We start from the raw sequence: 25,665 nt of genomic DNA, 5'->3' as shown, positions 1-25,665 counted from the left end.
CCGGTCAGGCGCGCTGGCGGCGGCGGTGCAGGGCCAGCCCGGCGGTCACCGCGCCGGCGAGCAGCCCGGCGGCGGCGGTCGAGGGCACGGCGATGCGGACGGCCCGACGGCCGGTGCGGAAGTCACGGACCTCCCAGCCCTGCTCCCGGGCCCGCCGCGACAGCGCCGGGTCGGGGTTGACCGCGACCGCGCGGCCCACCGCGGACAGCATCGGCAGGTCGTTGGCGGAGTCGCTGTAAGCCGCGCAGCGGGTCAGGTCCAGCCCTTCCACGGCGGCGAGCTGGGTGACCGCCTCCGCCTTCGCCGGCCCGTGCATCAGATCGCCGACCAGCCGGCCGGTGTACGCCCCGTCGACCACCTCGGCCACCGTGCCGATCGCACCGGTCAGGCCGAGTCGGGCCGCGATCACCCGGCCGATCTCCACCGGGGCGGCGCTGACCAGCCAGACCCGCTCGCCGGCGTCGAGGTGACGCTGGGCCAGCCGGCGGGTGCCGGCCCAGATGCGCGGCGCCATCAGCTCGTCGAAGATCTCCTCGGTGAGCCGCTCCACGTCGTCGACCCGCCAGCCCTGCACGAAGGCGAGCGCGGCCTCCTTGGCCTGGGACATGGTCCCGGCGTGCTCGGTGGCGAGCAGCCGGAACCGGGCCTGCTGCCAGGCGAACCGGGCCAGGTCACCGGCGGTGAAGTAGTTCCGGGCGGCCAGCCCGCGGGCGAACCAGTAGATCGACGCGCCCTGCATCATCGTGTTGTCCACGTCGAAGAACGCGGCGGCCGTCGGGTCCGGCGCGATAGTGGTCGCGGGTGCCGCCGGGGTCTCCGCCCAACCGGCGGTGTGCCCGTGAACGTCGGTGCTGACCGTCACCTTGCGGGACCCGGTCACCGCGACCTCCCTCCCTCGACGACCCTGGTACGTGTGCCGCGTCCACCGTATCCGGCGTCTCGTGACGGTCGGGTGTCCGTCGGGGGAAGTGTGGCCGTGCGCTCAGCGTTCGCCGGGACAGGTGGCCGGCGCCGGCCCGAGCGTGTCGCTGGCGGTCGGCGCGGGCAGCCCGCAGGCGATCGTCTCGCGCAGCGCGTCGGCGCGTCGGCCGGCGGCGTCGAGCAGGGCCAGCGAGCGGCGGGTGCGGTCCCGGTCGGCGTGGTCGGGCCGGGCGAGCAGGCCGCTGACCACCCGGCGCTGACCGGCTAGGAACGTGTCCACGGCGTCCAGCGCGGTCGGGTCGGCGCGTTGTGCGGCCACCGTGGTCAGCAGGCGTACGCCCTGGCGGGTGTCCGCGTCCATGTCGTCCAGGACGGCGCTGAAGCCGAGCCGGTCGTCGCGGACCGTGGCGGCCTCGTCGAGCCGGGTCCGGGCGAAGTCGAGGAAGAGCTGACCGCGGCTGATGTCCGAGCTGGCCAGGGCGAGCTGGGCGCGTTCGGTGGAGCGCTTCATGCCGTACAGCGCGTCGCCGGGCAGCGCGTTCTCGCTGGCGGCGGAGATGCCGGAGAGCGCGATCGCGCCGGCGGCCACGCCGACCAGGATCGCGCCCCGGGCCCGCGCCCGGCGGCCGGTGATGGCGGGCAGCAGCGCGCCGAGCCCGCTGGCGCTGGCACCGGCGTCGGTGGTGGCGGCGACGCCCTCACGTTCGGCGGTGGCCACCAGCATCGCGCGCAGGCCGGTGCGGAAGTCGGCGTCGACCTCGACGGTGGGCCGCTCGACGGTGAGCCGGCGGGTCACCCCCACGAGCGCGGTGAGTTCGCCGTCGGCGCGGGACCGGACGTGGTGTCGGCGTCCGCCGTTGGCCTCGTCGAGGAGTTGCGCGAAGCGCTCGGCTCGCCGACCGGAGAAGAGGTCGCTGTCCACCGCGGGCACCCCCTCTCGCTGGTCACGGCCGGGCGGCCGTCGTCGTCACCAGCGACCCGTGGCAGCGTGTGGCCGAGTGCCGACCGGGACGGCCGACCTGACCCGCCGGACCGGGTGGGCCCGGGGGACGCCGGGACAACCACTGGTCGCACCCGGAGAAACGGTTCGCGCCGGTCGCCGGTTACGGGCCGTTCGGGGGCGAAATAACCGGGTGTGACGGCGGTCGCGAGCGCGCCGGGCACGCGTCAGCCACCGGCGTCGGCCGGTGGGCGGGACGGGGATGCGGCGGGTCAGGCCTGGAAGCCGTCGGGCAGCAGCCGGGCCAGCGCCCGTACCGCCCGGTACTGCAGCGCCTTGATGGCGCCCTCGTTCTTGCCCATGGCACGGGCCGTCTCGGCGACCGAGAAGCCTTGCAGGAACCGGAGCACGATGCACTCCTGCTGCTCCGGGTTGAGCTGCTTGACGGCGGTGAGCAGGGCGACGTTGGTGATGTGCTCGACCACCGCCGCTTCCGGGCTGCCCTCCGGGCCGCGGTCCTCCCGGTCGGCGTCGAGGACGTCGCCGGTGGTCACCTCCAGCCGGTAGCGCCCGGACTTGAAGTGGTCGGCGACCAGGTTGCGGGCGATGGTGACCAGCCACGCGCCCAGGTCGCGCCCCTGCCAGGTGAAGCTGCCGATGCGTTTGAGGGCCCGCAGGAACGTGTCGGAGGTGAGGTCCTCGGCGAGTTGGCGGTTGCCGACCCGGAAGTAGACGAACCGGAAGACGGTGTCGACGTACCGGTCGTAGATCAGGCCGAACGCCTCGGACTCGCCGGCCTGCGCCCGCTCGACGAGCGTCCAGACCTCGGTGGCCGGGTCGGACGGGTCGGGGCGGCTCGGAAAGCCGGTGGCCGGCGTGGCGGCCGGGACGGCCGGCAGCACCGCGGTGTCGCCGACGGTCACCACCGGCAGCACCGCGGTCTCGGCGGCGGGGGGCTCGGCGCTGGTCGCCGCGTCACCGCGGCGGGCCTGGGCCGGCGGGATGGCCGGGCGGGGCGGGGCGCCGACGCGCCCGGTGGCGGGTTTCGCGTTGCCGGCGGGGGACGCCGGGCGCAGCGGTGCCTCGTTGCCGTGGTGCGCGCGGCTGCGGGTCCGTCGGGTCTCACCGCTCAGCGCGAGCAGGCCGTCCGCGCGGGGCGCGGGCTCGGCGCGCTCGTTGAGCGGGTTCCGCTGGGTCGGGCCGGTCACCCCGGCCGGCCGTTCCGCGTAACCGAACGTGGTCACCGTGCCTCCCGGGTCCAGATGGGCAGCGACCTCGCCGGGCGCCGGTGCGGCGCCGCGGGGCCGGGCGCGACCCGGTGGGGCGCGGCCGGTGCGGGACGTGTCGGCGGGCGGCACGTACCGTTGAGGTGCTGGTCCAATGCGCTCACGGGCACGGGGGCCTCCTCGGGCTGAGGGGTGTCGACTCACGGCAAATGGGTGAGCCGACCCGAGTGATGATAGGCCCAACGTCACCCGCGCGTGGCAAGTCCGTTACACAGAGCGGAAGTATTTCCCGCGTGGTCGTACTCCTGCCGGACCGGTTGTCCGTCGCTCGTGGTTGACTTTCGTGCGGCAACCTGGTCCGCAGTGGAAGTCCAGGTCGAGGCCGATTTTTGGTCCGCTCGGCGTGTCGTGAGCACGGTTCGTGAACCCGTCTCCCGTCACGCCTCAGCGGCCCGCGAAGATCACGCTCCCACGTGTGGGAATTGCGTCCACTGTCAATTGCGGTCTCACCCGGCGGACCCGGGCGGCGCTCGGGGGCATGGCCCGGCGCACCCCGCTGTGCCAGACTCAGCCACCGTGCAGGACGCCGCCGACAGCACCGCGCCGAACCTCGCCGACCGCCTCCGCCGGGCCGCCGCCGACCGCGGCGGCCGGGTCGCGTTGCACTGGCGCGACACCACGCTCACCTGGTCCGCGCTGGACGCCGCGGTCACCGCCACCGCCCACGCGCTGCGTGCCGCCGCGCCGCCGGCGGACCGGACGCCACACCCGCCCCGGGTGGCGATCGGCTTCGGCAACACCCCCGACTTCGTGGTCACCTACCTGGCCACACTCCGCGCCGGCCTGGTCGCCGTGCCGGTCAACCCCGCGCTGACCGGCCGGGAACTGCGGCACGTGCTCGCCGACTCCGGCGCAGCCGTCCTGGTCGGCGCCGCCGACGTGACGACCCGGGTGGACACCGCCGACCTGCCCGCGCTGCGCGCGGTGCACACCGCCCCGCCGGTCGTCGACGACGACGCCCCGGCCCGGTTCCCGACCCGGGACGGGGACGACCTGGCCGTACTGCTCTACACGTCGGGCACCGAGGGTCGGCCCAAGGGCGCGATGCTGTCGCACCGGGCGCTGGCCGCCAACCACGCCCAGGCCGACCGGATCGACCCGCCGGTGGTCGGCCCCGACGACACCGTGCTGCTGGCGCTGCCGCTGTTCCACGCGTACGGGCTGAACGCCGGGCTCGGGGCGGTGGTGCACCACGGGGCCACCGGCGTGCTCGTCGACGAGCCCGGCCCGACCGGAGCGCTCGACGAGATCGCCCGGCACCGGGTCAGCGTGCTGCTCGGCGTACCGTCGATGTTCCTGACCTGGGCCGACGCGGCCGGCGACCCGAGCGCGGCGCTGGCCGGGGTGCGGGTCGCGGTGTGCGGCGCGGCGCCGCTGCCGCTGCCCGTCGGGGCGCGCTTCACCGAGCTGACCGGGCATCCCGTGCACGTCGGCTACGGGCTCACCGAGACCGCCCCGGTGCTCACCTCCACGCTGGTCGGCGGTGAGCCGAAGCCCGGCTCGATCGGCCGCCCGCTGCCCGGCGTCGAGCTGCGCCTGGTCGGCTCCGACGGCGACGAGCTGTGGCGCGACGGGGTGCCCGCCGCCGAGACCGACGACGACGGGATGGACCTCACCGACGACCCGGTCGGCACCGACCCCGGGCAGATCGTGGTGCGCGGCGCGAACCTGTTCGCCGGCTACTGGCCGGATGGGCGGGGCGGGCCCGGCCCGGACGGCTGGTGGGCCACCGGCGACGTGGCGTACGCCGACGGCGACGGCGACCTGTTCCTGGTCGACCGGCTCGGCGAGCTGATCCTGGTCAACGGCTTCAACGTCTACCCGCACGAGGTCGAGTCGGTGCTCCAGGCGCACCCCGGGGTGGCCGAGTCGGCGGTCCTGGGCGTGCCGCACCCGCGAACCGGCGAGACTGTGCGGGCGTACGTGGTGCGCGCGGCCGGCTCGTCGGTGACGGCGGCGGAGCTGCTCGCCCACTGCGCGCGTGACCTGGCCCGGTTCAAGTGCCCGACCGCCGTCGAGTTCGTCGACGCGCTGCCGTACTCGGCGATCGGGAAGGTCCGCAAGACCGAGCTGCGCCCGGCGCCCGTGGTGCCGTCGCCGGCACCGCCGACCGAGACCCGCACGGAGGTACCCGATGTCCAGTGACCCGCGGCTCATCCTGATCACCCGGCCCGGCTGCCACCTCTGCGAGGACGCGAAGGCGGCGCTCGACCGGGTGGTGGCGGTCACCGGCGACCGCTGGGTGGAGAAGGACGTGACCGGCGACGTCGAGCTGGAACGCGACTACGGCGACCGGCTGCCGGTGGTGCTGCTCGACGGCAAGGAGCACGGCTACTGGCGGGTCGAGGAGGACCGGCTGCTGCGGGACCTGACCACCCCGCAACTGTGAACTATGGTGCTCGGGTGACGGCTACGCGGCGCCACCTGGTGTGGGACTGGAACGGCACCCTGCTCGACGACCTCGACCTGGTGGTGCGCGCGACCAACGTGGCGTTCGCCAGCGCCGGCGGTCCGGCGATCAGCGCGGACGAGCACCGGGTGCGGTTCCGCCGGCCGATCGTCGACTACTACGCGGAGATGCTCGGCCGGGCGGTCGACGCCGAGGCGTTCGGCGCGCTCGACCGGATCTTCCACGACGCGTACCGGGCCGGGCTGACCAGTTGCGCGCTGGCCGCCGACGCCACCGCCGCGATCGCCGCCTGGCCGGGCAGCCAGTCACTGCTGTCCATGTGGTTCCACGACGAGCTGGTGCCCACCGTGCACACGTACGGGCTGACCCCGCACTTCAGCCGGGTGGACGGGCTGCGCGCCGCGGTCGGCGGCGGGCCCAAGGCCGAGTGGCTGGAGAAGCACCTCGCCGAGCTCGGGCTGGCCGGCGCCGACGTGGTGCTGATCGGTGACTCGCTCGACGACGCCGACGCGGCCACCTCGGTCGGCGGCGCGGCCGTCCTCTACACCGGCGGCCTCTCCGACCCGGCCCGGCTGCGGGCCAGCGGTCACCCGACCGCCGACACCCTCACCGAGGCGGTCACGCTGGCCCGCGCGCTGCGCTGAGCCGGGGCGGTCACGCTGGCCCGCGCGCTGCGCTGAGCCGGGGCGGTCAGGCGCGGAGGTGGGCCAGGACGGCCAGCACGCGGCGGTGGTGGGTGGTGGCGTCCGGCGGCAGGTCGAGCTTGGTGAAGATGTTGCGGACGTGCTTCTCCACCGCGCCGTCGCTCACCACCAGGGCGCGGGCGATGGCGGTGTTGGAGCGGCCCTCGGCCATCAGCGCCAGCACCTCGCGTTCGCGCGGGGTCAGCGCTGCCAACGGGTCGTCGCGCCGCCGCCGCACCAGCAGTTGGCTGATCACCTCCGGGTCCAGCACGGTGCCGCCGGCGGCCACCCGGGCCAGCCCGTCCAGGAACTCGTCGATCGCGGCCACCCGGTCCTTGAGCAGGTAGCCGATGCCGCCGCCGGCGCCGCCCGCGGTGTCCAGCAGGTCGTCGGCGTACGACACCTCGACGTACTGGGACAGCACCAGGACCGGGGTACCAGGCACCCGGCGACGGGCCTCCACCGCGGCGCGCAGCCCCTCGTCGGTGTGCGACGGCGGCATCCGCACGTCCACCACCGAGACGTCCGGCCGGTGCGCCACCACGGCGTCGACAAGCGCGTCCCCGTCGCCGACGGCGGCCACCACCTGGTGCCCGAAGTCGGTCAGCAACCGGATCAGCCCCTCCCGGAGCAGCACGGCGTCGTCCGCGATCACCACCCGCATGGGTCCGGTGTCTACCACGTCCGGGTCCCACCGCGCGGCCTCGCCCCGGCGCGGCGCGTCGTCGGCGGCCGTCACCGGGGCGGTTCGGCGGGTCGCCGGGCCGGGCGGCGGGCGGTCACCGGGGCAGCTCGGCGTGGATCCGGGTCGGCCCGCCGGCCGGGCTGTCCACCTCCAGCGTGCCGCCGGCCGCCCGGACCCGGTCGGCGATGCCGCTGAGCCCGTGCCCCTTGGCCAGGTGCGCGCCGCCGACCCCGTCGTCGGCGACGGTGATCTCCAGTCGGCCCACCTTCCGGGTCACCTCCACCCGGCAGGCGTCGGCCCGGCTGTGCTTCGCGACGTTGGTCAGCGCCTCGGCCACCACGAAGTAGGCGGTGCTCTCCAGGCCCGGGTCGAGCCGGCCGCCGGTGGTGCCCAGGTCGTCGTCGACGATCAGCTCGGTCGGCGCCAGCGCCCGGGCGGCGAGCGCGGCGAGCGCGCTGGGCAGTCCCCGGTCGACCAGGATCGGCGGCGCGATGCCCCGGGAGAGCGCGCGCAGCTCGTCGAGCGTCTCCCGGGTCTGGGCGACCGCCTCGTCCAGCGTGCGCCGGGCCGCGTCCGGGTCGGCGGCGAGCTGGTGGCGGGCCCGGCCGAGGTCCATGGCGAGGCGGACCAGGCGTTGCTGCGGCCCGTCGTGGATGTCCCGCTCCAACCGGCGCAACGCGGACGCCTCGGCCGAGGCGGCGGCCCGCTTCTGCTCCTCCAGCGTGACGATCCGCTGCCGCATCTCGGCCACGCCGGTGAGCAGCGAGTACGCCAGCGCGGCCTGGACCCGGGCACAGCCCCGGGCCACCAGCGGGAGGGTGAGAAGGGCGAACAGCCCGATCGCGGTGTTCAGCGCGATGCGTTCGCGGGCGCCGTCGCCCATGCCGAGGAGCTGGCTGAGGTCCTGGTCGTCCGGCCCGCGCGGGATGGCGCCGTCGTACACGCCGTAGAGCGAGCCGGCCAGCGCCAGCGCCCACCACACCAGCACCACCACGAACGTGGGCAGGCTCACCAGGAGCCGTAGGAACGCGTGCAGCAGGTCGAGCCAGGACTGCGGATCGCGGATCGGGGTGAAGATCCGACGCCACCACCCGGCCCCGCGCTCCGGCGTCCGGTAGACCGGGCGGACCCGGGGCCGGCCGAGCACGCCGGGGAGCCGGAGCCGTTCCAGGTCGGCCAGCCCGCGCGCCGCGTAGAGCACGCCGGCCAGGACCGGCAGGCCGAGCGTGGTGACCAGCAGCCCGAGGCTGAGTGAGATCCCCGCCACGGCGAGCACGAACCCGACGATCGCCAGCGGCAGGCCGAAGAGCACGTAGCCGGTGTCGTGGGCGAGTCGCCGGAGCAGGCTCCGGACGGGCGAGGTGGGAGCGGGTGCGGTGGCCAACGGTGCGGCGGTCATGTTTCGAGGCTATGGGCGTGATCCCGGCCGGCCCATCCCGTACGCCGGCCGGTCGGGGGTGGGGTTGTCCCCACCCGGCACGTGAGAAGCGCCTCGCCGCGTTGGCTGCGGAGCGTTACCGCACGCACGCGATTGGTCAGAGAAGTCGGGATTGAGCAATAATCGCCTCGCGCCATCGAGGAGCGCGGTTGATCGATCTTGTAGGAATGGAGGGGCAGGTGGAGCCGCATCGCGAGTCATCAAGATCGCGATTTGTGCACCTCTTCACAAGCGCCTACTCTGTAGTTCCGACGCGCCCTGCTAGCACAGCCGGCAACATCGGTCGCCAGCGGGAGTCCCGAAACGGCCGGCCCCCGTCGCCGGTCGAGGATCGCACCGCACGGAGTCTCATGAGTCAGCACCGTCCCCCTGGCGCGCCCGGCCGCACCGGTGCCGTACCGGCGCTTCCGGACCTGCCCGAGGCGACCGTGTCCCGGCTCCCGGAATACCTGCGTGCGCTGCACGCGCTCGCCGAAACCGGCCACGAGACCGTGTCCAGCGAGGGGCTGGCCAGCGCCGTCGGCGTCAACTCCGCCAAGCTCCGCAAGGACCTGTCCCACCTCGGCTCGTACGGCACCCGTGGCGTCGGCTACGACGTCGCGCTGCTGATCGACCAGATCGAGTCGGTGCTCGGGCTCACCCAGTGCCGGGCCGTCGCGCTGGTCGGCGTGGGTAATCTCGGTCACGCCCTGGCCGGCTACGACGGCTTCGCCAGCCGCGGCTTCCGGATCGCCGCGCTGCTCGACGCCGACCCGTCCCGCGTCGGCGAGCGGATAAACGGGCTGGTCGTCAGGCACGTCGACGAGCTGTCCCGGGTGGTCGCCGAGGAGACCATCTCGATCGGCGTGATCGCCACCCCGGCGCCGGCCGCCCAGGCGGTCGCCGACGAGCTGGTCGCCGTCGGCGTGACGAGCATCCTCAACTTCGCACCGTGCGTACTCTCGGTCCCGGAAGGGGTCGACGTGCGCAAGGTCGACCTCGCGATCGAGCTGCAGATCCTGTCCTTCCACGAGCACCGCAAGGCGTCGCTGACCGCGCTGCCCGCCACCGGCGGGTCCGCGCTCACCGCCCTGCCCGGCGGGCTCGCGACCACCGACACCCAGGAGGCGATCGGCACGTGAAACTGCTCGTCGTCGGCGCGTCCTACCGCACCGCCCCGGTCGCCGTCCTGGAGCAACTGGCCGTCCCACCCGCGGATCTCACCCGCACGCTGGACCGGCTGGTCGCCCAGCCGTACGTCGCCGAGGCCGTGCTGGTCTCCACCTGCAACCGGGTGGAGGTCTACGCCGCCGTCTCCGGCTTCCACGGTGGCCTCGGCGACATCTGCGCGGTCCTGGCCGAGCAGGCCGACTGCCCGCCGGCGGCGCTCGCGCCGCACCTGTACGTGCACTACGACGCCGCCGCCGTGGACCACGTCTTCCGGGTCGCCGCCGGGCTGGACTCCATGGTGGTCGGCGAGGCGCAGATCCTCGGTCAGCTCCGCGACGCCTACCACTTCGCCGGCGGCGCCGACTCCGCCGGCCGGCTGCTGCACGAGCTGATGCAGCAGGCGCTACGGGTCGGCAAGCGGGCACACGCCGAGACCAACATCGACCGGGCCGGGCAGAGCGTGGTCACCGCCGCGCTCGACCTCGCCGCCGGCCTGCTCGACAGCGACCTGACCGGCCGACCCGCCATGGTGGTCGGTGCCGGGGCGATGGGCTCGCTGAGCGTGGCCACGCTGTCCCGGCTGGGCGCCGGCCCGCTCACCGTCACCAACCGGGGGGCCGCCCGCGCGATCCGGCTCGCCGAGTCGTACGGCGCCACCGCCGTGCCGATGGCCGAACTGGTCGACGCGCTCTCCACGGTGGACACCGTGGTCGCCGCCACCGCCGCCGCCGAGCCGGTGCTCACCCGCGACGTGGTGACCCGGGCGCTGGCCCGCCGCGACGCCGACCGGGGCCCGCTGGTCCTGCTCGACCTGGCCGTCCCGCGCGACGTCGAGGCCGGCGTCGCCGAGCTGCCCGGCGTCGAGGTGATCGACATCGACCGGATGGCCGCCGTCCTCGCCGACGGGCCGGCCGCCGCCGACGCCGCCGAGGTGGCCCGCATCGTCGCCGGTGAGGTCGAGGCGTTCCTGACCTGGCTGCGCGGCGCCGACGTGGCGCCCACCGTGGCCGCGCTGCGCGGGCGCGCCGACGACGTGGTCACCGCCGAGCTGCGCCGGCTCGGCCAGCGCCGCCCCGACCTCAGCGACGACCAGCGCGCCGAGGTGGCCCGCACCGTGCACCGGGTCGTGCAGCGACTGCTGCACCAGCCGACCGTACGGGTCCGCCAGCTCGCCGCCGAGCCCGGCGGCGACCAGTACGCGGCCCTGCTGCGCGAGCTGTTCGACCTGGAGGTGCCCCAGACGTCCCCGGTCGACACCGTTCCCGACGTGGTCGCCACCGACACCGACGGCCGGCCGTCCTTCGACGCGGCCGACGTCCCGCCCACCGGAGGTGCGCGATGACCGCCCCCCTGCGCCTCGGCACCCGGGGCAGCGTCCTGGCGCTGGCCCAGTCCGGCCACGTCGCCGAGGCCCTCACCGCGGCCACCGGCCGCCAGGTCGAGCTGGTCGAGGTGGTGACCGCCGGGGACCGCTCCACCGCCCCGGTGCAGCGGCTCGGCGTCGGCGTCTTCGTCTCCGCGCTGCGGGACGCGCTGACCGCCGGCGAGATCGACTTCGCCGTCCACTCGTACAAGGACCTGCCCACCGCGGTGGCATCCGGCCTGCACATCGCGGCCGTGCCGCCCCGGGAGGACCCGCGGGACGCGTTGGTCGCCACCGGCGGCCGGACGCTCGCCGAGCTGCCGCCCGGCGCGCTGATCGGCACCGGAGCGCTGCGCCGGATCGCCCAGTTGCACGCGCTGGGCATGCAGTTCGAGGTCACTCCGATCCGGGGCAACATCGACACCCGGCTCGGCCGGGTGCTCGGCCCGGACGCCGACCTCGACGCCGTCGTGCTGGCCCGGGCCGGGCTCACCCGGATCGGCCGCGCCGACGTCATCACCGAGACGCTCGACCCGATGCTCATGCTGCCCGCGCCCGCCCAGGGCGCGTTGGCCGTCGAGTGCCGGGCCGACGACCACGACCTGGTCGAGCTGCTCGCGCGGCTCGACCACGCACCGTCCCGCGCCGCGGTCACCGCGGAACGGGCGCTGCTGGCCACCCTGGAGGCCGGGTGCAGCGCACCGGTGGCCGCCTACGGCGAACTCGCCGAGGGTGAGGCCGGTGAGGAGATCTACCTGCGCGGTGCGGTGATCAGCCCGGACGGTTCCCGTGACCTCCGACTGTCCCGCACCGGAACGCCCGCCGACGCGGCGGAGATCGGCAAGGCACTCGCCGCCGAACTCCTCGAACTCGGCGCCGACTCGATCCTCGGCCAAGAAGGACACGCCGGCCCGGGGACCCAGCAACTTGGGAGCACAGAATGACCCGCACCCGTAAGCCCGTAGGCCGGATCGCTTTCGTCGGGGCCGGCCCCGGCGACCCGGGCCTGCTGACCCGCCGGGCGCTCGACGCCCTGGTCGAGGCCGACCACGTGGTGTACGACCGGGGAGTCCCCGAGTCGCTGCTGACCCACGTCCGCGCCCAGGCCCGGCCCGACGCCGAGTTCAGTCCCGCCGAGGGCGTGCCCGGTGACGTGGCGAAGGTGCTGATCTCCGCGGCCCGCTCCGGGCAGAACGCCGTGCACCTGGTCGCCGGTGACCCGTTCGGCCACGACTCGGTGGTCAAGGAGGTGCAGGCGGTGGCGCGTACCGCCGCGCACTTCGAGGTGGTGCCGGGCGTCGGCCAGGCCGAGGGCGTCGCCACCTACGCCGGCGTCCCGCTGCCCGGCGTGCGCACCGCCGCCGACGTCGAGGACGTCAACACGCTGGACTTCGACGCGCTCGCCACCGCGGTGGGCCGAGGTTCGCTGGCGCTGGCCGTGGACGCCGGTGACCTGGCCGCCGTCCGGGACGGGCTGCTGGCCGCCGGCGTCGACGGCGCCACCGGGGTCGGGGTGACCGGCGACGGCACCGGCGAGACGCAGTACACCACCACGTCGACAGTTGACTCGTTCGTCGCGGCGGCGCTCGGCTTCACCGGCCGCGTCGTGCTCACCGTCGGCGCGGGCGTCGCCGACCGCGACAAGCTGAGCTGGTGGGAGAACCGTCCGCTGTACGGCTGGAAGGTGCTGGTGCCCCGCACCAAGGAGCAGGCCGGCGCGATGAGCGCGCGGCTGCGCGCGTACGGGGCGATCCCGTGCGAGGTGCCGACCATCGCGGTCGAGCCGCCGCGTACCCCGGCCCAGATGGAGCGCGCGGTCAAGGGCCTGGTCGACGGCCGGTACGCCTGGGTGATCTTCACCTCGGTGAACGCGGTCCGGGCGGTCTGGGAGAAGTTCGGCGAGCACGGGCTGGACGCCCGGCACTTCGGCGGCGTCAAGATCGCCTGCATCGGTGAGGCGACCGCCGACGCGGTCCGCGCGTTCGGCATCCAGCCGGAGCTGGTCCCCGCCGGGGAGCAGTCCTCCGAGGGCCTGCTGGCCGAGTTCTCGCCGCACGACGAGATCCTCGACCCGGTCGGCCGGGTGCTGCTGCCGCGCGCCGACATCGCCACCGAGACCCTCGCGGCCGGGCTCACCGAGCGCGGCTGGGAGGTCGACGACGTGACCGCGTACCGGACCGTGCGGGCCGCGCCGCCGCCGGCCGAGATCCGCGACGCGATCAAGTCGGGCGGGTTCGACGCGGTGCTCTTCACCTCGTCCTCCACCGTCCGGAACCTGGTCGGCATCGCCGGGAAGCCGCACGCCCGTACCGTTGTTGCTGTCATCGGGCCCAAGACGGCGGAGACCGCGACGGAGTTCGGCCTGCGAGTCGACGTGCAGCCGCCGCACGCCTCGGTGCCCGACCTGGTGGAGGCGCTCGCCGCCTACGCCGTCGAGCTGCGCGAGAAGCTCGCCGCCATGCCGGCGAAGCAGCGCCGCGGCTCGAAGGTGCAGGGCCCGACCGCCCTGAGGTTCCGCTGACAGGAGGCACCCCCATGCCGTACCCCGAGATCCGGCCCCGCCGGCTGCGCCGCAACGCGGCCGTGCGGCGGCTGGTCGCCGAGACCCGCGTCGCCCCGGCCGAACTGGTCGTGCCGATGTTCGTCAAGGAGGGGCTGACCGAGCCGCGGGCCGTCGCGTCGCTCCCGGGGGTGCTCCAGCACTCCCGGGACTCGCTGCGCAAGGCGGCGGTCGAGGCGGTCCAGGCCGGGGTCGGCGGCATCATGCTGTTCGGGGTGCCGGCGACGCGGGACGAGACCGGCTCTGGCGGCCTCGACCCGGACGGCATCCTCAACGTGGCCATCCGGGACGTGATCGCCGAGGTCGGTGACTCGACGGTGGTGATGGGCGACCTCTGCCTGGACGAGTTCACCTCGCACGGGCACTGCGGCCTGCTCACCCCGGAAGGCGGCGTGGACAACGACGCCACACTGGCCGCGTACGCCGAGATGGCGGTCGCCCAGGCCGACGCCGGGGTCCACGTGGTCGGGCCGTCCGGGATGATGGACGGGCAGGTCGGCGCGGTCCGCCGGGCCCTGGACGCCGCCGGGCACCAGGACGTCTCGGTGCTCGCGTACGCCGCGAAGTACGCCTCCGCCTTCTTCGGCCCGTTCCGGGACGCGGTGGAGTCGGCGCTGGACGGCGACCGGTGCACCTACCAGCAGGACCCGGCGAACCTGCGGGAGTCGCTGCGCGAGGTCGAGCTGGACGTCGCCGAGGGCGCCGACATGGTGATGGTCAAGCCGGCGTTGCCCTACCTCGACGTGGTGTCGGCGGTCCGCGCCGCGGTGGACGTCCCGGTCGCCGCCTACCAGGTCTCCGGGGAGTACGCCATGGTCGAGGCCGCCGCCGCCAACGGCTGGATCGACCGGGAGCGGACGATGCTGGAGACGCTCACGTCGATCCGCCGGGCCGGCGCGCAGATCATCCTCACCTACTGGGCGGTCGAGGCGGCCCAGCTGCTCCGCGAGCGCTACTGACCGTACGGCCGGCGCTTGCGGGCGGTGCGCAGCGCCTCGCCCCACCAGCTCACCTCGTCGAGCGTCCCGTCGGCGGCCCGCCCCAGTGGACCGTCGTCGACCAGCCGGCCCTGCTGGTCGAGACGGTCCCACGGTGCGGTGAGCACCACGCCGGTGCGGGTGGTGGTGGCGTGCAGTTCGGCGAAGACCAGCCGGAGCTGCTCGACCGCGCGGATCCCGCCCGAGCCGGCGCCGTACGACACGAACCCGACCGGCTTGGCCACCCACTCCCGGTGATGCCAGTCGATGGCGTTCTTCAGGGCCGCGGGGAAACTGTGGTTGTACTCCGGCGTGACCACGACGAAGGCGTCGGCGGCGTCGAGGCGGCCGGCGATCGGGCTGGCCGGGTTGCCGCCGGGCGGCGTGTCGGCCAGCGGGAGCGGCACCTCGGCGAGATCGATCAGGTCAGTTCGGAAGCCGCCGCGCCGGTCGGCGTGGTCGACGAACCAGTCGGCGATCAACCGACCCATCCGGGGCCGGCGGACGCTGGCGACGAGCACGGCAAGGGTGAGTGGCAGTTCTTGCGTCGTCATGCGAGGGACGCTAAGACTTGAACAAATGTTGAAGTCAAGTCGTTCCGGGGGAGTGTCGTGGGCATGCTGACGGTGGGCGAGGTGGCGCGGGAGGCCGGCGCGAGCGGTTCCGCGATCCGTTTCTACGAGCGGCAGGGCCTGATCGCGGCCAGCCGGACCAGCGGCAACCAGCGCCGGTTCGGTCCCGATGCGGCGTGCCGGGTGCGGGTGGCCCGGGTGGCGCAGCGGATCGGCCTCAGCGTCGGTGAGATCCGGGACCTGCTCGCGGCGCTGCCGCCCGAGCCGGACCTCGCCGACTGGCAGCGGCTGCACGACAGGCTCACCGCCGAGGCCGAGCGGCGCATCGCCGAGTTGCACGCCGCGCTCGACGACATCCGCTCCGGCCGCCGGCTCTGCGACCTGTGACCTTCATAGCCGGCGCATCCCCCTGATCCGCGCCCGCCCCCTGTGCCCGCGCCCTGCGCCCTGCGCCCGCTCCTGTGCCCTGCGCCGAGCCGGCTCGGGCGCTTGGCCGTCTACGTGCGGGGCATGCTCGTTGTGGCTCCCGCTCTGCTCGCCCGTTCCAGGGATGCCACGAAGCCCCGTGATCACGGAGCGTAAATTTCCGTCCCCCTTGTGTCGTGCCCTCGCGTGCCCTTTGCTCTGCAGCCAACGGCGCATCGGTCACGTTTTGTTACTGCTGATTCCGTGGCTGCAGAGCAAAGGCGAGGACAGAAGCACCATCCAGGAGCGCCAGCGGCCGGCTATGTCCGTTTTGATGGGCTTGTTGAGCGAAGATCGTGCTACCTCCAACGTTTTGCCGCCACTCAACGTGCCAATTACTTTCCGTACCTGCGGCGTGTGCAATTCGTCAGGCTGCATAGCGGCTGTCAGCGCCGGCCGGCGGGTTTTCCACAGCGGGAAGTGGCGGGGTTGCCGGGCTCCCGAGGAGGCGCGAATGTGGCGGGGTGACAGAACCCGGTGACAGCCCTCCCGAGGCGGCCGCGACACCCGGCGCGAAGGAAACAGCCACGGCACCCGGGGAAGGCCGCGCGCGAGAGGACAACCGCGCGCGAGAAGACGACCACGCGCCCGGGGACGGCTCGGCGGCGCTGCTCACCGAGCCGTTCGACATCCCTTTCCCGGCGGCCGGGATCGTTCGCGCGGTTCGCCGCCGCGCCGACGCCAGCCAACGTGAGCTGGCCCGGTTCGCCCGGGTGCACCCGACCACCGTCGGGCGGATCGAGGCCGGCACGCTCGTGCCCAGCGTCGCCATGTTGTCGCGCATCCTCAGCGTCGCCGGCTTCCGGCTGGTCGTCGTCGACGAGGCCGGCACGGTGCTCAAGCCGATGCGGGACCGGGCCGACCTGCGCGACGGCGCCGAGCGGCGCTACCCGTCCCACCTCGACGTGGTCACCGACCCGGAGCCGGGGGAGTGGTGGGCCGACATCTACGGGCTGGCCCGCCCGCCGGAGACGTTCTACCGGGACCGCGCCGTCCGGGACGCGCTGCGGCGGCGCAGCCAGTGGGAGGTGCGGGTGGCCAAGTACCGGAACGTGCCGCCCCCACCCGACCCGCAGCGGCGCGGACACCGCAGCGGCCCGCCACCCGGCTGGAGAGCCGGATGACGGGCCGCCGCGCGGATCACCGCTCAGTCGTCGTTCAGGATCGTCCCGACGCCGGACGGGTCGGCGAGCCGGAGCCCCGGCACGCCGGCCACGTACAGCGTGAGCTGCTCGTCCGCCTCGCGCTTGCGGTCGCCGCGCACGGTGACCGGGAAGGCGAGCGAGGTGCGGCCGGCGGCCAGCACCCGGCAGCCGACGTACGGGTCGTAGTCCGCGCCGGCCTGGGCCGTGGTGCCGTAGGTGGCCGCGCAGAGCAGCGCCGGCTCGGAGAGCGGACGGGACACGGTGACGGTGAACGTCATCGTCGTGGTGCCCTTGTCGCCCTCGGTCACCGACGTGTCGGCCACCCGCAGCGCGGCGCGGGAGCGGAACCGGGCCACCGTCGGGTCGTGGTCGCTGGCGCCCCGGTCGCCCAGGTCCGCGGCCTCGGTGGGGTAGTCGGCGTTGATGTGCGCCGTCCGCACCTGCACCAGGTCGTCGTGCATCGGGTCGTTGACGAACATGTTGTCGAGCGTCTGCGCCTGCCCGCTGAACGTGTACGAGTACGCCGCCGCCGGGGCGTCCGCGACCAGGTCGTCCCAGAGGTTGTGCAGGCCGGCCTGGTAGAGCGGGGCGAGCTGGTCCGACGGGGTCGGGTTCTGCCCGGTCGCGATCGGGTCGTCCGGGCGCGGGAAGACGTTCAGGTCGCCGCCGTAGACCACCCGGGCGTCCGGATCGGTCGCCTCGACGGCCCGCACCAGCGCGGCCCCGTACGCGGCCTGCTCACGGCGCTGCCCGACGCGGCTGTCCGGCCCGGAGGAGAAGTGGTTGGCGACCGCCCAGAGCGTGAAGCGCTCGCCCGAGCCGGGCGCGGCCCGCACGGTGAACCGGGCGAGCTGCGCCGCGCGGGTGTAGACATTGCTGCCGTCCACCCCGGTCGACCGGTCCACGTCGTCCGGCAGCACCGCGTTGAACGCCTTCGGGTTCTGCACGTCCGCGTTGGACGGCAGCGCCGCCGAGCGGTACTGCACGGTCGGCGCGGAACCCAGCAGCGGGTCGGTGGCGGTCGCCGGGGCCAGCGTCAGCCGGTCCGTGCGGTAGAGGAACGCCGAGGCGATGCCCCGGGCGTCCGCGCCGGTCCGGTCGTACGCGGCGGTGTAGGCGGGGCCGCCCGCTGCCGCCACGGCCAGCGCCAGCTCCTGCACCGTGTCCGGCGCGCCGTCGGCGTTGTTGGTGTCACCGCAGGCCAGGCTGCCGTCGACCACCGAGCAGATGTCCTGGTCCTCGGCCTCCTGCACCAGGATCAGGTCCGGGCTGTGCAGCGAGTCGACGATCTGCCGGGCCTGAGTGGCCAGCTTGGCGGCGTACGCCTCGGGGCTGGCCGGCACGTAGTCGAACGGCGGGCTGACGCCGGGGCATCCGCTGTTGCCGGCGAAGTCGCACCCATCGAACGGGTCGTCCCGGTAGTCGTACAGGTTCTCCACGTTGTAGGTGGCGACCGCGACCTCGCTGGTGCGGTCCGCCGGCCGCGGCGGGTTGTTCTCCGCCGGGTCCGCGCCACCGGTCAGCGTGAGCTGCTCGGGCTGCACGCTGTACTTGCTGAACGCGTACGAGACGGAGCCGAAGGCGTCCTCGGTCAGCGTGTCGAACGTGCGCGCCTCGGGCAGCAGCGCGCCCGAGTCACCGGCGGTCGCCTTCACCCCGCCGGCGCCCAGCAGGATGCGCTGGTTGTTGCCGTTGTCGAAGAGCGTGCCCGGGATGTCGTCAAGCGGGTGCGCGTCCCGGAACACCCGACGGGCGTACGGGTCGGACCGCTTCATGATCGGGTCCTCGCGGTCCAGCACGTAGATCTCGGAGTCCGCGGTGGAGGAGTAGATGTGCCGGGGCGCGGAGACGCCACTGCCGGCGCGGACCCGCACCCGCTCGCCCTCGTGCCGCTCCCAGAACAGGTCGGCGGCGTCCGCCTCGGCCGGCGGGACCGCGTCGACCACCCGGACCGCGGCGTCCACGTCGAGCCCGGAGTCGAGCTTGCGGACCAGCGAGGCGCCGGAGAGCTGGGTCTGGTTGAAGTACTCCGAGACCCGGCCGCGCAGCACCACCTCGTCACCGACCGTCGGGGCGTAGCCGCCGATCAGCGTGGTGAACGAGCCCATGAAGACGAAGATGCCGTCCGAGGTGAGCGGGTCGCCGTCCTCGCTGCCGAGCCGGCTCTGGAGGTAGAAGCCCCACTGGTCGGCCCCGGCCGAGGTGCGGGTCAGCGACTTGCCGGTGATCACGCCGCGCACGTCGTACAGCGTGGTGCTGGTGCCGTTGCCGGTGGCCGGCGCGAACGGCGACCGGTCGGTGCGACCGCTCTCGTCGTCGGCGGTGCGACCCTGCACCTCGCCCACCGACAGCACGCTTGTCGCCTGCACGGTGAGCGTGCAGGTGGCGGTGCCGCCCTCGGCGTCCGTCGAGGTCACGGTGACCGTGTAGGCGCCGGCCGGCAGGCCGGTCGCGGTCAGCGTGGCGGTGGCGCCGGTCGCGGTCGCCGGCGTGAACGCGGTACGGCTGATCGAGCCGCTCGCCGGCGACGGCACGACCGAGGTGACCGCCAGGTCGGTGATCGTGTCGTCGACGTCGGTCGCGGTCACCTCGCGGGTGGCGGTGGCGCCCGCCTCCAGGGTCAGCGCGCCGCCGCAGGTCAGCGTCGCCGGCCGGTCGACCGGGCCGCCGCCGTCGACGGTGTGGCTGCCCAGCCCGTCGAACGTGTCGGTGGCGTAGCCGGCCCACTGGGCGGCCGGGTCGAACGGGTCGGCCGGGTCGGTGTCGCCGGCGCTCACCGAGGGCAGCCGGCGCAGCGTGTTGTCGGCGGTGCTGGTGAGCCCGCTGCCCCACTCGGTGCCCGGGTCCACGCCCACCTGGCCGATGGAGTCGACCACCGTCTCGCCCTTGCGCAGCACGATCGCGTCGTCGCCGTTGAACAGCGCGCCGCCGTACGTCTGGTCGGCCTGGGCGAGGATCGCCGGCGCGGCCGACGCGGCGGCGAAAACGAACACGTCCCCGGCGGCGACGGTGCCGGTCAGCGCCACGTTCGTCGAGGTGCTGGCGCCGTTGAAGAAGAGCTGGAGCTGGTAGCCGCCGGCGGCCAGGTCGACCGGCGCGCCGGTGCCGTTGAACAGCTCGACGGCCTTGTTGTTGGACGACCCCTCGACGTATTCGGAGATGAACAGGTCGGTGGGCGCGGCGCTGGCCGCGGGGGGTGCGATCCCGATGGCCGTGACGGACACGGCCGCGGTGGTCGCGAGCGCGGCTAAGGTGCGGCGCGGGCGCATGGAGCCTCCACGATGGGTGGGCGGGAACTAACGCACGTTAAGGGTCGTGGCGGGCCGGCGTCCATCCCCCGGGCAGCCGTTTGGTGAACAGGCGTCAGCGGTGGGGGTCCAGCCGGTGCACCAGCTCGGCGACGTCCACGCCGTACTCACACCAGTCGCGGTCGGGTTGGTAGCCCAGCTCCGCGTTGACCTTCAGCATCGACTCGTTGGCCTGGGCGTTCCAGGTCTGCACCTCGGCCAGCTCGGGCTCGGCCGACCGCAGCTCCAGCAGCATCCGCGCCTTGATGGCCCGGTCGATGCCGTAGCCGCGGTGGTCCCGGACCACGATGGTGTCGTACTGGTCGGCCCGGGTCGGGTGTTGCGCCGGCACCACCACCTCGGTCAGCCCGGCCACCTCGCCGGTCTGCTCGTGCAGCGCCAGCACGATGTACGGCTTCATGCCCCGCCGGTGCAGCGTGGCGAGGCTGTCGCGGAGCCGCTCCGGGTCGTAGGAGCTGGGGCGCAGCTCGCCGTCGTCGGCGTCGCGCACCTCGGCCTTGGCCCGCGCGTACGGCTCGATCAGCTCGTCCGGCGGCCCGCCGGGGCAGAACTCGACGTGGTAGCCCGCGCCCACCTCGGCGGCCATCTCGGTCAGCGCCGGCCAGTCCACCGCGGCCAGGTCGAGCACGCTGCGGGTCTCGACGTACTCCCTGGTGAAACCGAGCGCCTCGTAGAACGCGACGGCCGGGGTGCCGCCGACCACCTCCACGCCGATCGACTGGAAGCCCTCGTCCCAGACCCGGCGGGCGGCCACCCGCACCAGCTCACGGCCGATCCCGGTGCGGCGCAGCGTCGGATGCACCAGCACCTCCAGCACGCCGATGCCGCCGAGCAGCAGCACGTGCACGTGCCCGACGATCGCACCGGGCGTGCCGTCCGGCGCCGGGTCGTCCTGGGCGACCCAGGAGATCCGCCGCTCGCCGGGCATCACCTCGGAGAGGTACTCCCGCAGGGAGTTCGCCTGCCAGGGCGGATCCTGGGGCAGATCCGTCGCCAGGACCGCGTTCAGCGTGTCCAGCAGCGACGCGATCTCGGCGGACGACGCGGTCCGAGGGTCCCACTCGCGCACCATCACCCGTACAGCTTGCCGTCAACCGCAGCTAGACGGAAGGGTTGAGTCCGCGAATGTACGCGCGCCGTCACGTCACGTGCCGCTGCGTCGCCCGTAGTCGTCGGCCTTGGTGAAGACGTCCTGGGCGTACCGGCGAACGTCGTTGTAGGAGAGGATGGCGCCCCACCAGTCGCCGGGAATGGTCATGTTCCGGCCGCCCTTGCACAGGTATTCGCCGGCGGCGAGCGCCGCGTCGTCGATGTCGTGCGGGTTCTTCACCCCGTCGTTGTCGGCGTCCGCGCCGATCTCCTGCCAGGTGCTGGGGATGAACTGCATCGGGCCGAGCGCCCGGTCGAACTCCTTGTCGCCGTCGAGCAGGCCCTGGTCGGTGTCGAGGATCCGGGACCGGCCGCCCTGCCCGTCGAGCCGCGCGCCGAGGATCTCCGGCACGGCCACCCCGTTCGCGCCCAGCTTGGCCTTGTTGGCCGAGCCGTGCCCGGACTCCACGAAGCCGATCGCGGCGAGCGTGGTCCAGCTCAGTTGGCAACTGCGGTGGGTCTGCGCCAGCACCAGCTCGGCGTAGCCGTACGCCTGGAGCGCCACGGGCGGGATGTCGGTGGCGCGGCCGACCCGCTGCGCCCAACCGGCCAGCGCGTCGGCCGGGCGACCCCCGGGCAGGACCGGGTTGGCGGTCGACCCGCCCGGCAGCGGCGTGCCGGTCGGCCCGACGGTGCCGGGCAGGCCGGTCGGGCCGGTCGGGCCGGGAGGCGGCGGTGCCCCGGTCAGCCCCGGCACGGCACCGGTCTGCGGCACGCCGTAGACCGGGGGAGCGCTGGTGGCCTCGACCGCGACCGGCTCCGGCTTCCGGACGGCCGCCGGCACGAGCACCGCGCCGGCCGCGACGGCGGCCCCGACCAGGACGAGCAGGAACAGCGCGGGCAACGTGGCGCGCCCGCTGGGCCGACGTGACCAGTCCCGGGTGGCGCGGGCCGCGCCCGCGGCGAGCTGCCCCGGCCGGATCGGGCCGGCGTGCGCGAAGGGCATCCGCCGCCGCCGGCCGCCCGCCGCCGGCACGCCGGTCTCCGCTGTGGACGCTGCCCCGGTTGCCGGCGTGGCAACCGGATCAGACGTCGTCCCGGGCGCGGGCGTCGCCCCCGACGCGGACGTCGCCCCCGACGCGGACGTCGTCCCGGACGCGGGCGCCACCTTGGGAGCGGGCGTCACATCGGGCGTGGGCTCCGCCTCCGCCGCCCTGGTGGGCTCCGCCTCCGGCGGCCCGGCGGGCGTCGCGGTGGAATCCGCGGGCGGAGCCGGCTTCGCAGGTGGGGCTGGCTCGCCGCGCCGTGGGCCGGGAACCGGCCCGGCGCCGCCGTCGGGCGGCGCGGCGGGTCGCAGGGGCCGGGCCGTCGCTCGCCGTTCGCCGTCCACCACCCGTTGAGTATCACCCATCAGTGCGACGACGTCAGGCCCGGCCGTACGCTGTACGCATGCCCCGGTACGAATTCCGTTGCCGCGCCTGCGGCGACACCTTCGAGGTCAACCGCCCGATGGCCGAGGCCGCCCGGCCCGCCACCTGCCCGCAGGGCCACGCCGACACGGTGAAGCTGCTCTCCACCGTGGCGTTCACCGGCCGGGGTGGCTCCGGCCCGGCCGGCGGGACGCCCGCACCGGCCGGCGGGGGCTGCTGCGGCGGCGCCTGCGGCTGCTGATCCCCGTCGGGCGTTCTTCGCCGGTGGGAACTTTTGGTCGGAATCCGCCTACCCGTTCTCACGATGCGTGACGACGCGGTCATAGGGCAGCATGAACCCGACGTCAGCGGGGGGAGGTTCGACGCATGTCGCCACCGATCCACCTCCCCAGCGGGTGGGTGACCTTCGTGTTCACCGACATCGAGGGCTCGACCCGGATGGCCCGGATGCTCGGCCCGGTCTACCGTCCGGTGCTGCGGGAGCATCGCCGGCTGCTGCGCGACACGCTCGCCGGCACGGACGGGTCGGAGCTGCTGACCGAGGGCGACTCGTTCTTCCTCGCCTTCCCGGACGCGGCCGCCGCCGTGCGCGCCTGCCTGACCGCGCAACGCGCGCTCGCCAGCCACGACTGGCCCAACGCCGACGCCGTCCCCCGGGTCCGGATGGGCCTGCACACCGGCTACGCCGAACCCCGCGACGGTGAGTACGCCAGTCCGGAGGTGCACCGGGCGGCCCGGGTGGCCGCCGCCGCGCACGGCGGTCAGGTGCTCTGCTCGGCGGCCACCGCCCGGCACGCGGATCCGCTTCCGGACGGCGCGTCGCTGCTGGATCTCGGCCTGCACCGGCTGCGCGGGTTCGACGACCGGGAACGGCTGTTCCAGCTCGTCGCGCCCGGTCTGGAGCGGCGGTTCCCGCGTCCGCGTACCGCCGACGCGGCGGCGCACAACCTGCCCACCCAGGTCACCTCGTTCGTCGGCCGGCACTTCGAGCGGGCCGAGCTGGGGCGGCTGGTCGAGGCGTACCGGCTGGTGACCGTGCTCGGCGCGGGCGGCGCGGGCAAGACCCGGCTGGCCGTGGAGCTGGCCTCCGGGATCGTCGAGGACTACCCGGACGGCGTCTGGTTCGTCGACATCGCCGCGGTGACCGACCCGGGGCTGGTCGCGTTCGAGATCGCCGCCGTGCTCGGTCTCCGCCCGGAGCCGGGCCGGCCGATGGTCGACACCCTGGTCGAGTACGCCGCCCCCCGCCGGATGCTGGTGGTGCTGGACACCTGTGACGCCCAGCCGGCCGCGTCGGCCGAGGTGATCTCCCGCCTGCTGGCCGGTGGCCGGGGGGTGCGGGTGCTGGCGACCAGCCGGGAGTCGTTCGGCGTACCCGGTGAGGTGGTGTGGCGGATCCCACCGCTGTCGGTCGACGAGGTGCCCGACGGCGGCGCGAGCGACGCGGTGGCCCTGCTGCTGGACCGGACCGCGGCGGCCCGGGGCGGCCGGCCGCCGGCGGAGACCGAGCAGGCCGACCTGCGCCGGGTGGTGCGCCGGTTGGACGGGTTGCCGCTCGCCATCGAGTTGGCCGCGGCGCGGCTGCGGGTGCTCTCGGCCGGGCAGTTGGCCGAGCGGCTCGACGACATGCTGGGCACGTTGGACGCCGGCCGCGAGTCGGCGGAGCCGCCCCCGGTCGAGGCCGGTTGGAGCGGCAACCAGCAGGACACCGTGGACCTGGTGGCCGCCGCGACCGGGGCGGCCCCGCCGACGCCGGCGAGCCGGGCGGTGCAACGGTCGGCCAGCGAGCGGCACCTGACCATCCAGGCCACGGTGACCTGGTCGTACCGGACGCTGGGCGCGCGCTCGTCCCGGCTGCTGCGCTGGATGGCGGTCTTCGCCGGCCCGGTGGACCTGCCGACCGTGCAGTGGCTGCTGGACGAGGATCCGCTGGACCCGCTGTCGGTACTTGTCGACAAGTCGATGGTGCTGGCCGAGCCGCGCGCCTCGGGCAGCACCTACCGGATGCTGGACCCGATCCGGGCGTACGCGGCCCGCCGGCTGATCGAGACCGGTGAGGAGCAGAGCGCCCGGGACCGGCACGTCGCCTGGTGCCGGCACGCGCTGGACCGGGCGCACCTGGGTCCGGACGGCCGGCCGGTGACGCTCTCCCTGTACGCGCTGGACCCGCTGGCCGGGGAGCTGCGGGCCGCGTTGCGCTGGTGCGCCACCGGTGGCAGTGCCCGGTCGGGGCTGCGCCTGGCCGGTGGGCTGGACCAGTGGTGGCGGGAGCGTGGCCTGGCCCGGGAGGGGCGACTCTGGTTGTTCCGGCTCTACGGCCGGATCGCCGAGACCGGGGAGGACATCCCGGAGGCCGAGCTGGCCGCCGCGTACCACATGCACTCGCTGCACGCCGGCGCGGACGGGGAGTTCGCCGAGGAGCTGCGCTACTCGCAGCGGGCCGAGGCGGCCGCCCGGCAGGCCGGTGACCTGGGTCTGCTGGCGCGGGTGCTGGCCGGCCGCGCCGCGCCGCTGGTGGACATGGGCCAGTTCGCCGAGGCGGAGCGGATCTGCCGCGAGGTGATCGACTGGGCGTACGCGCAGGACGTGGTCGGCGACGCGTTGCTCGCCGTCTACAACCTCGCCGAGCTGCTGTGGCGCCGGGGCGCGCTGGACGAGGCGGCCGAGGTGCTCGGCGCGGCGCGCCCGGTGGAGGCGACCCGCCCGGTGGAGCGGGGCCGCCGCTCGGTGGACATGCTGCTCGGCATGGTGGCGCTGGCCCGGGGTGATCTGGTCGCGGCGCACGAGCACCTGCTGGTGGCGTTGCGGTCCCGGATGAGTCACGGCTACCTGGGTCGGGCCTGCGACACGGTGAACGCGATCGCGGTGCGCTGCGCGTTGGCCGGGGACGCGGTGGCCGCGGCCCGGCTCTTCGGCGCGGCCCAGGCCACCCGGGCGAGCCTGCGCGCCACCCCGGGCATCTACGAACCGTACTGGCTGGCCCGGCAGGCGGAGCTGCGCCGGACTCTGGGCGACGAGGCGTTCGACGCGGCGTACGGCGCGGGGGCGGGCCTGCGGTTGGACGAGGCGGCAGCGCTGGCGCTGCACATCGAGCATCCGGACCTGTCGGCCGACTCGCCCCGGCGTGGCTGGTGGCGAGCAGCTCGGCGAAGCGGGCGGACTCGCGCATCGGGCCGGCCTCCAGCACCGCGCCGTCGGCCATCACCACCACCTCGTCGCAGCGGCGCACCGAGGAGAGCCGGTG

General features: G+C 74.6%; 21 protein-coding genes. 12 read left to right on the top strand and 9 right to left on the bottom strand.

The features are described from left to right. Positions 1 to 4: 4 nt before the first annotated feature. From C8054_RS30165 to C8054_RS30155, 3 genes are all read right to left on the bottom strand, one after another. Positions 5 to 880, bottom strand: a complete 876-nt coding sequence (locus C8054_RS30165; RefSeq protein WP_107162556.1) for an HAD family phosphatase — start codon at positions 878 to 880, stop codon at positions 5 to 7. A 102-nt stretch (positions 881 to 982) separates the two neighbouring features. Further along, a complete protein-coding gene (locus tag C8054_RS30160; protein WP_107162562.1) occupies positions 983 to 1,843 on the bottom strand; it encodes a DUF5667 domain-containing protein in 861 nt (286 codons plus the stop codon). A gap of 290 nt (positions 1,844 to 2,133) precedes the next feature. Then, a complete protein-coding gene (locus C8054_RS30155; RefSeq protein ID WP_107162555.1) occupies positions 2,134 to 3,105 on the bottom strand; it encodes an ECF subfamily RNA polymerase sigma factor, BldN family in 972 nt (323 codons plus the stop codon). A gap of 558 nt (positions 3,106 to 3,663) precedes the next feature. On the opposite strand from C8054_RS30155, the gene C8054_RS30150 reads away from it, so the two are divergent. Genes C8054_RS30150 through C8054_RS30140 form a run of 3 tightly spaced genes read left to right on the top strand, consistent with a single transcriptional unit; the run spans position 3,664 to position 6,201 of the window. Next, positions 3,664 to 5,292 carry an AMP-binding protein gene (locus C8054_RS30150; protein WP_199199982.1) on the top strand — a complete coding sequence of 543 codons (1,629 nt, stop codon included), beginning with the start codon at positions 3,664 to 3,666 and terminating at the stop codon, positions 5,290 to 5,292. Further along, positions 5,282 to 5,536 (top strand): glutaredoxin family protein, encoded by a 255-nt coding sequence (locus tag C8054_RS30145; RefSeq protein ID WP_107162553.1) that lies wholly within the window; start codon positions 5,282 to 5,284, stop codon positions 5,534 to 5,536. Before C8054_RS30150 ends, C8054_RS30145 begins: the two co-directional genes overlap by 11 nt. Before the next feature lie 14 nt (positions 5,537 to 5,550). After that, positions 5,551 to 6,201, top strand: coding sequence for an HAD family hydrolase (locus C8054_RS30140; protein WP_107162552.1), 651 nt, complete (start codon positions 5,551 to 5,553; stop codon positions 6,199 to 6,201). Between the two features lie 46 nt (positions 6,202 to 6,247). Here the strand turns inward: C8054_RS30140 and C8054_RS30135 are convergent, their stop codons facing one another. Further along, complete coding sequence (locus C8054_RS30135; protein ID WP_107162561.1) at positions 6,248 to 6,904, bottom strand: response regulator transcription factor; 657 nt, start codon at positions 6,902 to 6,904, stop codon at positions 6,248 to 6,250. Between the two features lie 115 nt (positions 6,905 to 7,019). Continuing rightward, positions 7,020 to 8,324, bottom strand: coding sequence for a sensor histidine kinase (locus tag C8054_RS30130; protein ID WP_107162551.1), 1,305 nt, complete (start codon positions 8,322 to 8,324; stop codon positions 7,020 to 7,022). 389 nt (positions 8,325 to 8,713) lie between these two features. On the opposite strand from C8054_RS30130, the gene C8054_RS30125 reads away from it, so the two are divergent. Genes C8054_RS30125 through hemB form a run of 5 tightly spaced genes read left to right on the top strand, consistent with a single transcriptional unit; the run spans position 8,714 to position 14,394 of the window. Next, positions 8,714 to 9,484, top strand: a complete 771-nt coding sequence (locus tag C8054_RS30125; RefSeq protein WP_107162550.1) for a redox-sensing transcriptional repressor Rex — start codon at positions 8,714 to 8,716, stop codon at positions 9,482 to 9,484. Beyond that, the gene (locus tag C8054_RS30120; protein ID WP_107162549.1) at positions 9,481 to 10,854 is read left to right on the top strand and encodes a glutamyl-tRNA reductase; all 1,374 of its coding nucleotides are present in this window, start codon (positions 9,481 to 9,483) and stop codon (positions 10,852 to 10,854) included. The genes C8054_RS30125 and C8054_RS30120 overlap by 4 nt, the downstream gene beginning before the upstream one ends. Next, complete coding sequence (gene hemC, locus C8054_RS30115; RefSeq protein WP_107162548.1) at positions 10,851 to 11,819, top strand: hydroxymethylbilane synthase; 969 nt, start codon at positions 10,851 to 10,853, stop codon at positions 11,817 to 11,819. Before C8054_RS30120 ends, hemC begins: the two co-directional genes overlap by 4 nt. Next, positions 11,816 to 13,396: a uroporphyrinogen-III synthase gene (locus C8054_RS30110; RefSeq protein WP_107162547.1), complete on the top strand. Its 1,581-nt coding sequence runs from the start codon at positions 11,816 to 11,818 to the stop codon at positions 13,394 to 13,396. The genes hemC and C8054_RS30110 overlap by 4 nt, the downstream gene beginning before the upstream one ends. Positions 13,397 to 13,410: 14 nt before the next feature. After that, positions 13,411 to 14,394, top strand: a complete 984-nt coding sequence (gene hemB, locus C8054_RS30105; RefSeq protein ID WP_107162546.1) for a porphobilinogen synthase — start codon at positions 13,411 to 13,413, stop codon at positions 14,392 to 14,394. Here hemB and C8054_RS30100 read toward each other — a convergent pair. Then, positions 14,388 to 14,966, bottom strand: coding sequence for an NADPH-dependent FMN reductase (locus C8054_RS30100; RefSeq protein ID WP_107162545.1), 579 nt, complete (start codon positions 14,964 to 14,966; stop codon positions 14,388 to 14,390). The two genes, hemB and C8054_RS30100, sit on opposite strands and share 7 nt — an antisense overlap. A gap of 63 nt (positions 14,967 to 15,029) precedes the next feature. Here C8054_RS30100 and C8054_RS30095 point away from each other — a divergent pair, with 63 nt between their 5' ends. Beyond that, positions 15,030 to 15,371 carry a MerR family transcriptional regulator gene (locus C8054_RS30095; protein WP_233220243.1) on the top strand — a complete coding sequence of 114 codons (342 nt, stop codon included), beginning with the start codon at positions 15,030 to 15,032 and terminating at the stop codon, positions 15,369 to 15,371. 542 nt (positions 15,372 to 15,913) lie between these two features. Then, entirely contained in the window at positions 15,914 to 16,573 is a 660-nt protein-coding gene (locus C8054_RS30090; RefSeq protein WP_107162543.1) for a helix-turn-helix transcriptional regulator, read from the top strand. 23 nt (positions 16,574 to 16,596) lie between these two features. On the opposite strand, the gene C8054_RS30085 is transcribed toward C8054_RS30090, so the two are convergent. From C8054_RS30085 to C8054_RS30075, 3 genes are all read right to left on the bottom strand, one after another. After that, positions 16,597 to 19,863 carry a lamin tail domain-containing protein gene (locus tag C8054_RS30085; protein ID WP_107162542.1) on the bottom strand — a complete coding sequence of 1,089 codons (3,267 nt, stop codon included), beginning with the start codon at positions 19,861 to 19,863 and terminating at the stop codon, positions 16,597 to 16,599. 94 nt (positions 19,864 to 19,957) lie between these two features. After that, a complete protein-coding gene (locus C8054_RS30080) occupies positions 19,958 to 20,974 on the bottom strand; it encodes a GNAT family N-acetyltransferase (RefSeq protein WP_107162541.1) in 1,017 nt (338 codons plus the stop codon). 72 nt (positions 20,975 to 21,046) lie between these two features. Continuing rightward, positions 21,047 to 22,384, bottom strand: a complete 1,338-nt coding sequence (locus tag C8054_RS30075; protein ID WP_233220242.1) for a lytic murein transglycosylase — start codon at positions 22,382 to 22,384, stop codon at positions 21,047 to 21,049. Between the two features lie 56 nt (positions 22,385 to 22,440). Between C8054_RS30075 and C8054_RS30070 the strand changes: the two genes are divergently transcribed. Both C8054_RS30070 and C8054_RS32955 read left to right on the top strand, forming a co-directional pair. Continuing rightward, a complete protein-coding gene (locus C8054_RS30070) occupies positions 22,441 to 22,662 on the top strand; it encodes a zinc ribbon domain-containing protein (protein ID WP_107162539.1) in 222 nt (73 codons plus the stop codon). A gap of 125 nt (positions 22,663 to 22,787) precedes the next feature. Beyond that, positions 22,788 to 25,665 (top strand): adenylate/guanylate cyclase domain-containing protein (locus C8054_RS32955; protein WP_233220241.1); only part of this gene is annotated, 2,878 nt, incomplete at its 3' end.

This window comes from Micromonospora sp. RP3T (genome assembly GCF_003027925.1).
GTDB lineage: Bacteria > Actinomycetota > Actinomycetes > Mycobacteriales > Micromonosporaceae > Micromonospora.
This window is presented reverse-complemented; position numbering and strand designations above follow the sequence as displayed.